Source organism: Saprospiraceae bacterium (assembly GCA_026129545.1).
Taxonomy (GTDB): Bacteria; Bacteroidota; Bacteroidia; order Chitinophagales; family Saprospiraceae; genus M3007.
In genome coordinates this window covers 548,893-561,469 of sequence record JAHCHX010000001.1, presented here as the reverse complement: position 1 = coordinate 561,469, position 12,577 = coordinate 548,893, and the positions used below count along the sequence as shown (strand labels likewise).

General features: G+C 55.2%; 7 protein-coding genes. 6 read left to right on the top strand and 1 reads right to left on the bottom strand.

Annotated features, from left to right (window positions below; translation table 11 throughout):
• Nucleotides 1-59: 59 nt before the first annotated feature.
• From KIS77_01955 to gldN, 5 genes are all read left to right on the top strand, one after another.
• Entirely contained in the window at nt 60-545 is a 486-nt protein-coding gene (locus KIS77_01955) for a hypothetical protein (GenBank protein MCW5921078.1), read from the top strand.
• A 128-nt stretch (nt 546-673) separates the two neighbouring features.
• Nucleotides 674-2,680, top strand: a complete 2,007-nt coding sequence (locus KIS77_01950; GenBank protein MCW5921077.1) for a hypothetical protein — start codon at nt 674-676, stop codon at nt 2,678-2,680.
• A 210-nt stretch (nt 2,681-2,890) separates the two neighbouring features.
• A complete protein-coding gene (locus KIS77_01945; GenBank protein ID MCW5921076.1) occupies nt 2,891-6,502 on the top strand; it encodes a PD40 domain-containing protein in 3,612 nt (1,203 codons plus the stop codon).
• A 12-nt stretch (nt 6,503-6,514) separates the two neighbouring features.
• On the top strand, nt 6,515-7,063 hold the full coding sequence (locus tag KIS77_01940) for an HAD-IIIA family hydrolase (GenBank protein ID MCW5921075.1): 549 nt from the start codon (nt 6,515-6,517) through the stop codon (nt 7,061-7,063).
• Nucleotides 7,064-7,400: 337 nt separating this feature from the next.
• A complete protein-coding gene (gene gldN / locus KIS77_01935) occupies nt 7,401-8,267 on the top strand; it encodes a gliding motility protein GldN (protein MCW5921074.1) in 867 nt (288 codons plus the stop codon).
• 100 nt (nt 8,268-8,367) lie between these two features.
• Here gldN and KIS77_01930 read toward each other — a convergent pair whose 3' ends face one another.
• Nucleotides 8,368-8,904, bottom strand: a complete 537-nt coding sequence (locus tag KIS77_01930; protein ID MCW5921073.1) for a YceI family protein — start codon at nt 8,902-8,904, stop codon at nt 8,368-8,370.
• A 208-nt stretch (nt 8,905-9,112) separates the two neighbouring features.
• Here KIS77_01930 and KIS77_01925 point away from each other — a divergent pair, with 208 nt between their 5' ends.
• Nucleotides 9,113-12,562: a methylmalonyl-CoA mutase family protein gene (locus tag KIS77_01925; protein ID MCW5921072.1), complete on the top strand. Its 3,450-nt coding sequence runs from the start codon at nt 9,113-9,115 to the stop codon at nt 12,560-12,562.
• Nucleotides 12,563-12,577 lie beyond the last annotated feature (15 nt).

The following is a 12,577-nucleotide window of genomic DNA, read 5'->3' as shown; positions in this document are numbered from 1 at the left end:
GCTGTCGGCGCCCAGACAACAAAAGCCTAATCCTTTCACTTTTTTAATCCCGCTTTTTTATGAAAAAGAACCGATTTCTCCTTCTTTTTTTCTTGCTCCTCGCCGCCAATGCAGCAGTTTACTTCCCCTCCTGCCAGCGCGAGGCCGACCAACCCCAAATAAAACCCCTGAGTGACAAACCCGTGACTGAGCGAGCCTGCGTCGACGACACTGGCTGTTCGTTCGTTGTGACTGCAACTGCCAATGGCACTGCAGAGCTGTGTGGTGATATTCTCAACTACACAGGCACTTGCAGCAATGGCTGCAGCACTCTCGGCCAAGACAGGTCTATCACCGTATCTCTTACGGCCAATACACCCTATACATTTTGTGTACGCAAAGGTGGTTCTGTGTGTATCCGTAACCCCTCGACGGCGGCACAGGCCATCACTGTGGCGGTACAGGTTGCAGGCACCACCGCCATCAATGTGACGATACCTGTGGGCGAAAGTCGTTGTTTCCATTCCAACGACGACTGTGATGAAACATTCAACGACTGCCAATAACAGCGACTTCATGACAATGCCGTCCCGCTGTTTTGGGCGGCGTGGCGCTTGAAATTTTAAGACTGATGACCTTGGCAGCCCTGCCTTTCGGTACGGCTGCCAAGGTCATTTTCAATTCAGCCCGGCCTATGAACATCCGTTTACACACCTCCTGTATATTTTTGTTCTTTATCGTCTGGAGCACACTGACAGCCCAATGCCCCCCTTTGGGGCCGATGGTGGGGCCGCCTCAACTTTGCCGCAGTATACCCAATCCCAACGTATATTCTATCCCCAATTCTGCTGATGCGGACCTCGTGTGGACAATTACGGTTGACCCTTTCCCTAACTCGGTTCAATTTGTCGGCCCACCCACGGGTGAATCTGTGGTGTTAGATTGGTCGGGGCTTGCCGGATGGGCGAACGTGATACAATTGTGCGCCACACCGACCAATCCCTGTTATGACCCCACCCCTATTTGCCTCGACATCATTCCGCCGCCGCATTTTGACCTTGACTTCCCGGGTTACCAAATAGTTTGCGCCGGCGATGAAGTGGTTTTCGAGTGGCAAGGCCCTGCAGGCCAGACGTATACCTGGACTTCCCTTGCCAACGGCATGACCATCGGCGCCCCTGCCTCCGGGAGCGGCGACCTCATTTTTACAGCCCAAAACCCCTCCGATATGCCGCTTTTGGGTGGGGGAAGTGTCACCGCATGGGTGGGCGGCTGCAGAGGTACTATTCCTGCGTGGTCTGTTCTCGTGAACCCCAAGCCTAAGATGAACCAGCCCCCCGACCTCACGGTCTGCGGCGGCGCACCGGTATCCGTCACCTTCTCCTCGGCTACGCCGGGCGCTACTTTCACCTGGACGAACGACAACACCGCCATCGGCCTTCCGGCCTCCGGCACTGGCCACATCAACTACATCAGCCCCAAAGTGCCGTCGCCGCAGACCGCCACCATCACCGTCACGCCCCAGTACACCAATCAGGGCGTCACCTGCCCCGGCGACCCCGTCACCTTCCAAATCACCCTCAACGGCGCGTCGGTGGATGCCCCGCCCAACATCACCGTCTGCCCCGGCGACCCCGTCAGCGTCAACTTCAGCGGCACGGGCAACTCCTACACCTGGACGAACTCCAACACGGCCATCGGCCTGCCCGCGAGCGGCTCCGGCGACCTCTCCTTTTCCGCCCAGGGCGGCCCCCTGCAACAGACGGCTGTCGTCACCGTCACCCCCCAACCCTGCCCCTTCGCGTCGCAGTCGTTCAGCGTCACGGTGCTGCCAGAGGCCCGCGTCAACCAGCCCGACAACGTCACCGTCTGCGGCGGACAGCAGGTCGCCGTGTTCCTGAGCGGCAGCCTCTCTACCACCTTCTCGTGGACGAACTCCAACCCCGCCATCGGCCTGCCTGCTAGCGGCAGCGGCTCGCTTATCGCCTTCACCGCGCCCACCCTGCCCGCCACGCAGACGGCCACCATCACCGTCACGCCCCAGCGCGGCGCCTGCACCGGCGAGCCGGTCACCTTCCAAATCACCGTGCAAAAATGCTGCGCCACCGATGCGGGCACCCTCGACACCGCCGCCATAGCCGTCTGCGGGCCGAAAACCGTCGCGCTCGCGCTGCCCGGAAACCACCATCTGGAGCCGAACGACACCATCCGGTTCATCCTGTACTCCAATCCGGCCAACCCATTGGGCAGCATCGTGCAGTATTCCGACACCCTGAAATTCCCTTTCCTGCCCGGCACGATGCACTTCGACAGCATCTATTACGTCGCTGTCATCGCAGGGCCGCAGTTGCCCAACGACAGCATCAACGCCGCCGCCGCCTGCTTTTCGATGTTCAAGGGGCCGAAAATAACCTGGCGCCAAAAGCCGAGCATCACGGTCGGCTCGCCGCCGGAGGCTGTGTGCCGCGATGGCTGCGCGGAGGTGTTGTTCGAGTTGGAGGGGCAGCCGCCCTTCGAGTTCGACTGGCAGGTGTCGCAGGACGGGGCGGTGCTGCTGGCGCGGCACGAGGTGACAAGCGGCCATCAACTTTTGGTGCTGGTGTGCCCGCAGGACTTCGACGTGCCGCCCGTGGCGAACGGCGGGCTGCTGGGCTTCATGGTCAGCAATTTCGGCGACAAGGTGTGCTGGTGCGGGGAGTGAGGGGCGTTGGTGGCTATCCAAAGGCTCGACAGGTGCAATGAATGCCATCTTCTTTTCTTGCATCTGAAAAATCTTTTTCTCTCTCAATGCGTTTTTGCCACCGCAAGTCATTGTCTTTTGCAACAAACGCCTCAATTTTACCTTTCTGAAAGCGACAGGCTGCTCAGCAGGTGCTGACCTTCGCCCTCCCAACTCAAAAACTACCCGGCCATGACAAAAACGGCTACTTGCACGGTTCTCTTCTGTTCTTTTTTTGTTGCCTTGTGCGGCGGTGAGGCGCTTGTGGCTCAAACCACCTCTCAAACTTCTTTTGGAAAAAACCGTGTGCAATACAATCGCCAAATTGACGAGTGGATGCTTTATGAGACCTCCAACCTCATCACTTACTGGTATGGCGATGCCCGCAACATAGCTCAGTCGGCCCTGCAAACAGCCGAGCTCGATTTTCCCTCTTTGCAGCAAATGCTGGAGCACCAAATGACCGACAAAATCGAGATGTTGGTTTTCTCTGATTTGACCGACCTTAAGCAAAGCAATATAGGCGAGGATGAGGTGTTTCAGCTGCGGGCTGGGGAGACAAAGGTCATTGGCACCAAAGTATTTGTCTTTTTCGATGGCAACCACCACCATTTGCGCACTCAAATCCGCGAAGGCGTGGCGGGAGTGCTCATCAACTCGATGTTGTTTGGTACCAATTTGCAGGAAATCGTGCAAAACGCGGTGTTGCTCAACTTGCCGGGATGGTACACCAACGGGCTTTCGGCTTACTGTGGCGAAGAGTGGAGCAGCGAGCTAGACAACCAACTGCGCGACTTGATACGTTCGGGCAAATATCCCAATTTCGACAAATTGGCCAAAAGCCACCCCCGGCTTGCCGGCCACGCCTTCTGGAACTACATCGGCCTGCACTTCGGGCGAAGCACGGTCAGCAACCTGCTATACCTCACCCGCATCAATCGCAGCGTTGACGTGGGCTTCCTATATGTACTCGGCAATGGCTACCGGCGCACCACCGAGCTTATGCTGGAATACTACAAGCGCCGCTATCAGGAGGAGGCCAAGTTTATGAAAAAACCCGACGATCTGACGAAAATAACCGTGAAAAACAAACGCAAACTCCCATTGAGCGAGGCGAAAATCAGCCCCGATGGCAAGCGCATCGCATGGGTGAGCAACGACATCGGCAAATGGCGCGTGTGGGTGCAAGACCTCAAGACCGGCAAACGCCAGCGCGTGTTTGGCGGAGGTGCCCGCAACGCACTGCAAACCACCGACTACAACTACCCAAAACTCGCGTGGAGCCCCGACAACAAACAACTGGCCGTGATGTATGAGCGCCGCGACATCGTGCGCTTGGCCATGCTCGATTTGAGCGGCAACAAAATCAAGCGAACCATTGCCGACCTGTCGCCGGAGTATCAGCGCGTGTTCAGCCTTGATTTTATCAATCCGGTGGAGTTGGTGTTTTCGGGTGCCGTGCGCGGCTATTCCGATTTGTTCATGTACCGTACCGTGACGAAGCAGACGGAGCGCCTCACTCAAGACTTCTGGGACGACCTCGACGCATCTTACACCATTCTCGACGGGCGCAGAGGCATACTTTTCAGCAGCAATCGCGTCTCTGACACCCTGACAACGGAGCGTTTGGATACCATTCTGCCACTTGGCCGCTTCGATATTTTCTTTTTCGACCTCGATAGCCGCAGCCCAGAATTGGTTCGCATCACCCAGACGCCCATGTTCGACGAGCGCAACCCGATTGGAGTGGACAGCACCTACTTCGCCTTTTTGAGCGATGAGAATGGGGTGTTCAATCGCCAAGCGGGCTATCTGGAGCCTTACCATGCTTACACTGAGGCCGTCATTTATCTCAACGATGGAGCGGAAGTGAAAACGTTGGACGACAAACAGCCCGGTGAGTGGCCCATGGAGCGAGTGCTCGAATTCTTGGCCCCCTTGGACACGGTGCTGCAAAACATTGACTCAACCACCGTGGACAGCATCCGCTCGTTTGTTATTTTCAAAAAACGCGCCCGCACTTGGAACCAAACCAATTACGACCGCAATATTGCGGAACATCATCTTTCCATGCGCAGTGGCCGAATGGTGGAGACCATCATCCGCGAGGGCAAAACCCTGTTTTACAGCCCTAAACCAAACCCCGAGGCTCAAGCGCCAGCCCGTATCACGCGCTTCCGCGAACTGACCTACCGCCAAGCGGGACTGCCAGTGCCGCCCCAACCAGACTTGGAAGGCATCTCCCAAATCCCTGAAAAACAGCCCATCGAACCCCAAATCGCCAAAGCCGACTCGATAACCCCGATCCCTCTTGGGTGGCTGTTTCAGGTGCCAGAACATCTTGCCACACCTCCCCCTGCTTTGTCGCAGGAAAGCGAGCAAACACGCTTGACCAAGCCAGTGCGCGAGGAGACGGGGGAAGAACCAGGCATGAGAATTGATTCCCTGCCAGCGCCACGCCGCCCGCTTAAGAGTATGCGCCCCCTCGCGGACGCAAGCAAAAACCAATCAGTCATTCGCTTCAACCCTTCGCAAATCATCCCTTACCGCCTGAAATTCCGCACGGATTATGTGTCCACCAGTCTAGACAACAACCTGCTTTTCGGCGGACTTGAAACCTTTGCCAGCTCACCCGGCGGTTTTCAAACACCCCCACCCGGCATTCTTATCAAAGCGAATTTTAAGGACTTGCTGGAAAATTATGTGGTGGAGGCAGGCTTCCGACTGCCCACTACCTTCAACGGCGCGGAATACTATGTGTGGTTCGACGACAAAAAACGCCGTTGGGACAAACGCTACGCCCTCTACCGCAGGAGCCTCGTCAACACCCTCGACCAAAACCTGCCGGGCTTGCCGCCCTCCCAACAGCAGATTCGCACCAACACCATCCTCGGCTTTTACGAATTGCGCTACCCACTCGATGTGTTTTTCAGCGTGAGAGGCCATGCCATCATTCGTCAGGACAAAACCATAGCGCTGAGCACCAATCGGGCGACGCTCGAAACGCCCGACTATGCCGAGCAACGAGCCTCCGTAGGCATGAGCTTGGTCTATGACAACACGGTGGATGTGGACATGAACCTGAAAACGGGTTCGAGAGCAAAACTCTACGGCGAAGTGGTGAAGCGGTTCGACCTGAATTTCCAACCCAATTGGAGCCTCAGCTTCAACAAAGGCATCATGAGCGTCATCGGTCTCGACGCTCGCCACTACCAATTGCTCGACCGTCGCACCATCCTTGCGCTGCGCTTGGCGGGTGCCACGAGCTTTGGGTCGGAAAGGATACTCTATTATCTCGGAGGGGTGGACAATTGGATTTTTCCGCGATTCAATCAAAACATACCCATTCCGCAAGAGGGCAATTTTGCCTATCAAACGCTTGCCACCAATATCCGTGGGTTCAACCAAAACATTCGCAACGGCAACTCTTTCGTGCTGGCCAATGCCGAGCTGCGCGTACCTATCTTTAAATACTTCTCCAACAAGCCTGTTATGGGCAATTTCTGGCGCAACTTCCAATTGGTCGGGTTCTTCGATGTCGGCACCGCTTGGCAAGGCAGGTCGCCTTATGATGGCGACAACCCCATCAACATTGTTTATTACTACTACCCCAACAACCCCAACACGCCGCCCATCGTGATTGCGAAAGTCAACTACTACCGCGACCCCTTGGTGGCAGGATATGGATTTGGCGCTCGGGCGCTCATCTTCGGGATGTACCTGCGTGCCGATTACGGGTGGGGCATCGAATCGCGCGTGGTGCAAAAGCCTCTGTTCCACTTTGCACTGGGTACCGACTTTTAGGGCTTATCAAAAATGACATACCATCGGCCTGCTTTGTTTCTCGACCGAGACGGTGTCGTCAATGTGCGATTGCCGGGCGATTATGTGCGTGCGCCAGAGGCATTTGTTCCTACGGAGGGTTCGGAGGAGGCCATGCGCTTGTTGGCCGAGCATTTTGGCCGCATCATCGTCGTCACCAATCAGGCAGGTATTGGGAAAGGACTCATGACCGAGAAAAACTTAGCCGATGTTCATCGAAAAATGTTCGATTGGGTGCATGCCGCCAACGGGCGCATAGACCGCGCATATTACTGCCCTCACTCCAAAGAAGCAGGTTGCCGTTGCCGCAAACCAGCCACCGGGATGGCGTGGCTGGCACTGGCGGATTTCCCCGATATTGATTTTGAAAATGCTTGGCTGGTGGGCGATTCGGCCTCCGATATCACTTTCGGGCAGGCCTTGGGAATGCACACGGCACTCATCGCAGGCAAATCGGAAGATGCTGAAATGTTGGCGAACATGAAGGTTGACTTCCGGTTTGGCTCCCTGTTGCATTTTGCTCGCTTTATCGCCAACTGTTAAAATTTTTAACGCCTGCAACAGGGTTTCGACGCGCCCCGTTTGAGCTCCGCTCTCGTTACGAAAAACTTTTAATTTTCACACGAGAATGTCTTTCTACTTTCAACAAGGGAATTCTGCCCGAGTATTGCCTTCCTGACACCCGAATATAAAAGCACCTGCGAATGGCTTTTTGATTTACCTAATGCCCACCCGGTTTCTTTTATCCTTCTTTCAAATTATACCTTGATTCGCTAGAATTTGTCAAATGAACATGATTGACACCCCTGATTTTGAGCAGATTGCGATTGCATCTATGCCCAAAACTTGGCGCCGCGAGGTATACTAAACACACTACCACATGACAAATCTGCTGTCACTGCGGGCAGCCCGTTTATTGGGCCTCCTCGGCGGAACCTTGCTCTCCGCCACCCTTGCGCTCGCGCAAACTACCGACCCCATCCCCGAATTGACATACCCGCCGCTCGACGACATCACGGAGCGGACTGTCGTGAGCGAACACCGAACCCTGCTATATCCACCGATTCGAGAGGCGGATATTTTGTGGGAAAAACGAATTTGGCGCGTCATTGACACACGCGAAAAAATGAATCTGCCCTTTGTAGCTCCCGAATCACCTTTGTTCACCATTTTTTCCGAAGCGGCGCTCGCAGGCGACTTGACTGTTTACAGCACCGTAAACGACCAATTTACCACCCCTCTATCGCTTACCGACGTGGAATCCATTTTGATGCGCAAGGATACCATCCTGCTCTGGAACCCAGAAGATTACACCGAACAATGGCGGGAAGTGAGAACCGAGCTGAACTGGGAGGATGTTCGGCGTTACCGTCTGAAAGAGAGCTGGTTTTTCGACACCCGCACCAGCACCCTTCGGGTGCGCATCCTCGGCATTGCGCCGCTCATTGACGTGTTGGACGAAGACGGCAATTTCCGCTATGAAAAACCGCTGTTCTGGGTGCATTACCCCTCGGCACGCGCCCTATTGGCAGGCAGAAAAGCCCCCTTGCACGGAGGCAACCACGCTACCACCCTCTCTTGGGAAGACCTTTTTGAGATGCGGTATTTTACCTCTTTCGTCATGAAGGAAAACAACCTGCACGACATGCGTCTTCAAGACTATCTGGCCGGCACCGACCTACTGCTCCACGCACAAAAAATAGAAGACGACCTCTTCAATCGGGAGCAGGATTTGTGGAGTTGGTGAACGAGGCCGCTATACCCTCTCCGCAAGTCTCGAAAAAAAAAGCCCGGTGGCAAGTCTGATATGACTACCATCGGGCTTCTCCAATAATTGCGCGTTGCTCTTATGACTGTGCCTTGGCGTATTGGACATTGGCTTGGATTTTCACTTCGTCTGACACGACAGCGCCGCCCGCTTCTGTGACGGCATCCCAACGAAGACCAAACTCCTTGCGATTGAGCGTGCCCGTCACTTCAAACCCCGCCTTGCGATTGCCATAGGGGTCGGTAGCCGTGCCGCCAAATTCGACTTTCAGCGAAATAGGCTTGGTCACGTCGCGAATGGTCAGGTTGCCATCGAGTTGATAATCGTCAGCACCCAGTTTTTTCAGGCTAGTAGACTTGAAAGTCATTTGCGGGAATTTTTCGCTGTTGAAAAAGTCGTCGCCGCGCAAGTGGTTGTCGCGAGCTTCCACGCCGGTGTTGACAGAGGCCGTATCAACGGCAAACTCGATATTGGCATTGGTGAAATCATCGCCATCGTTGGTAACGGAGGAGGTAAACTTGTCGAACTTGCCCGACACCGTGGCGATGACGAGGTGGCGGACGCGGAAGGTTACTTCGGAGTGCGCAGCGTCGAGCTGCCAAGTTGTGTTTGCCATGTTGATTTGTTTTTTCAAATTTAAGAATGACATCTAAACAAGGTGTTTGTCATTTAGTTGTTGAAACACTTAATTTTTTTGAGTGTGATAAATTTTCTCAAACCCGCGTCTTCATTTTCAAATAGGAAAACCCCTCCGCACGGCAGTTTTCTCCTAATTTTGCCCCATCAAAAAGGCCCCATCCAATTCTGCCTAACCATACAGCGCCATGCAAAATCCAACCGCATACCAGCCCAAAAACAAAATCCGCCTCGTCACCGCCGCCAGTCTGTTCGATGGTCATGATGCGGCCATCAATATCATGCGCCGTATCATGCAGTCTTCGGGCGCGGAAATCATCCATCTCGGTCACAACCGCTCGGTGCAGGAAATCGTGGATTGCGCCATTCAGGAGGACGTGCAGGGCATCGCCATCACCTCCTATCAAGGCGGCCACAACGAGTATTTCAAATACATGCACGACCTGCTCAAAGAGCGCGGCGCGGGTCACATCAAAATCTTCGGCGGCGGCGGCGGCACCATTTTGCCTTCGGAAATCGAGGAATTGCACGCATACGGCATCACCCGCATTTACCACCCCGACGACGGGCGCAAGATGGGTTTGCAAGGCATGATAAATGACGTGCTGGAAAAATGCGATTTCCCGGTGGGTTTTTCCCTCAATGGCGAACTCAAACATTTTTCGGAAAAAAATCCCGGCGCGGTGGCGCGGCTTATTTCCATTGCCGAAAACAACCCCGATTTTCACGAAAAAGAAATCGCGCCACAACTCGAACGAACAACGAACAACGAACAACGAACAACACCCGTTCTGGGCATCACCGGCACTGGCGGCGCAGGCAAGTCCTCCCTCGTGGACGAACTTGTGCGCCGCTTTCTGCTTGATTTTCAAGACAAAACAATCGCCATCGTCTCCGTTGACCCCTCCAAGCGCAAGACTGGCGGCGCCCTGCTCGGCGACCGCATCCGCATGAACGCAATCAACAATCCTCGCGTGTATATGCGCTCGCTGGCGACGCGGCAAAGCAATCTGGCCTTGTCCAAGTACGTCCACGCGGCAGTGGACATTCTGAAAGCGGCGAAGTACGACTTGATTATTTTGGAAACATCAGGCATCGGGCAGAGCGACACGGAAATCGTGGACCACTCGGACCTGAGCCTCTATGTAATGACCCCCGAATTTGGCGCGGCCACGCAGTTGGAAAAAATTGATATGCTCGACTTCGCCGACGTGATTGCCATCAACAAGTTCGACAAACGCGGCGCCCTCGACGCCCTGCGCGACGTGCGCAAACAGGTGCAGCGCAACCGCAACGCATGGAATGTGGCGGTGGACGAAATGCCCGTGTTCGGCTGCATCGCCAGCCAGTTCAACGACCCCGGCGTGAACCAACTTTACCGCCGCATCATTGACCTTTTGAATGAAAAAACCGGAGCGAATTTCCAATCCCACTTCCACGCCACCGACGAGATGTCGGAGAAAATCTACATCATCCCGCCGCAGCGCGTGCGCTATTTGTCGGAAATCGCCGAGACGAACCGCAAATACGACCTCGACGTGGAGGAGCAGGTGGCGATTGCGCGGAAGATGTGGAGCTTGAAAAATACGATTGAGATGCTCCAGTCGTCCGACGAATCAAAATCGTCGGACGACTTGCTGCAAACTTTGCAAAAACGCTATGCTGACCTCGAAGCCCAACTCGACTGGCGCTGCAAACGCATCCTCGAAGGTCACGAAGCGAAAAAGGCGCAATACGCCGCCGACGAGTACATTTATCACGTCCGCGACAAAGAGATTCGGGTAAAAACTTTCACTGAAAGCCTGTCGCACACCCGCATCCCGCGCGTGGCATTCCCGAAATTCAAGGATTGGGGCGACATCCTGCGCTGGCGTTTGCAGGAAAATGTGCCGGGCGAGTTCCCCTACACGGCGGGCGTTTTCCCCTTCAAACGCGAAGGCGAAGACCCGACCCGGATGTTTGCCGGCGAAGGCGGCCCCGAGCGCACGAACAAACGTTTCCACTACGTCAGCCTCGGCTTGCCTGCGGCACGCCTGAGCACGGCGTTCGACTCGGTGACGCTCTATGGCGAAGACCCCGATTACCGCCCCGACATTTATGGCAAAGTCGGCAACTCCGGTGTGTCCGTTTGCTGCCTCGACGACGCCAAAAAACTCTATTCAGGCTTCGACCTTTGCGACCCGAAGACGTCAGTTTCGATGACGATAAATGGTCCTGCGGCCACCATCGCAGCGTTTTTTATGAACGCGGCGATTGACCAGCAGTGCGAGAAGTACATTCGGGAGCATAAGTTGGAACACCTCGTGGAGGCGAAGTTGAAGGAGAAATATGACGATAAAGGTTTGCCGAGACCGCGATATAATTCCAACGTTGATACTAACGTCGGAAGGGTTTCAAACCCTTCCGACGTTACGGACGTTACGACGCTACCCGAAGGCAACGACGGCCTCGGCCTCTTGCTCCTCGGCATCACCGGCGACGACGTGTTGCCAAAAGAAGTCTACGAAAAAATAAAGGCCTACGCCCTTTCCGCCGTTCGCGGCACGGTGCAGGCCGACATTTTGAAAGAAGACCAGGCGCAGAACACCTGCATTTTCAGCACGGAATTCAGCCTGCGCGTGATGGGCGACGTGCAGGATTATTTTATCAAAAACAAGGTTCGGAATTTCTACTCGGTTTCGATTTCCGGCTACCACATTGCCGAGGCTGGCGCCAACCCGATTTCGCAACTCGCTTTCACCCTGGCCAACGGCTTCACGTTTGTGGAATACTACGCCTCGCGCGGCATGAAGGTGGACGATTTCGCGCCCAATCTTTCCTTCTTTTTCAGCAATGGCACCGACCCCGAATATGCGGTCATCGGGCGCGTGGCGCGGCGGATTTGGGCAAAAGCCATGCGCTTCAAATACGGCGCGAACAAGCGCAGCCAGATGCTCAAATACCACATCCAGACCTCCGGGCGCAGCCTCCACGCGCAGGAAATCGCATTCAACGACATCCGCACGACCTTGCAGGCGCTCTACGCGATTTACGACAACTGCAACTCGCTCCACACCAACGCCTACGACGAGGCCATCACCACGCCGACGGAGGAATCGGTGCGCCGCGCCATGGCGATTCAGTTGATTATCAACCACGAACTGGGGCTGGCGAAAAACGAAAACCCGCTGCAAGGCTCGTTCATCATCGAAGAACTGACCGACCTCGTGGAGGAGGCCGTGCTGTCGGAATTCGACCGCATCACCGAGCGCGGCGGCGTACTGGGCGCGATGGAGACGATGTACCAGCGCGGCAAAATCCAAGAGGAGAGCCTTTATTACGAGACGCTGAAACACACGGGCGAACTGCCCATCATCGGGGTCAACACCTTCCTCTCGAAGGAGGGTTCGCCGACGATTTTGCCGAAAGAAGTCATTCGCGCGGAAGAAGAGGAGAAGGAGGCGCAAATCCAGACGCTGCGCAACTTGCACAAGGCCAACGAACTACAATCGAAAGACGCGCTGCGCCGCCTGCAAATGGCTGCCGTCCACAACGAAAACCTCTTCGCCGAACTCATGGAGGCGGTGAAAGTTTGCTCGCTGGGGCAGATTACGCACGCGCTGTATGAGGTGGGGGGGCAGTATCGGAGGAATATGTGAACTTGTTTTTTTGCA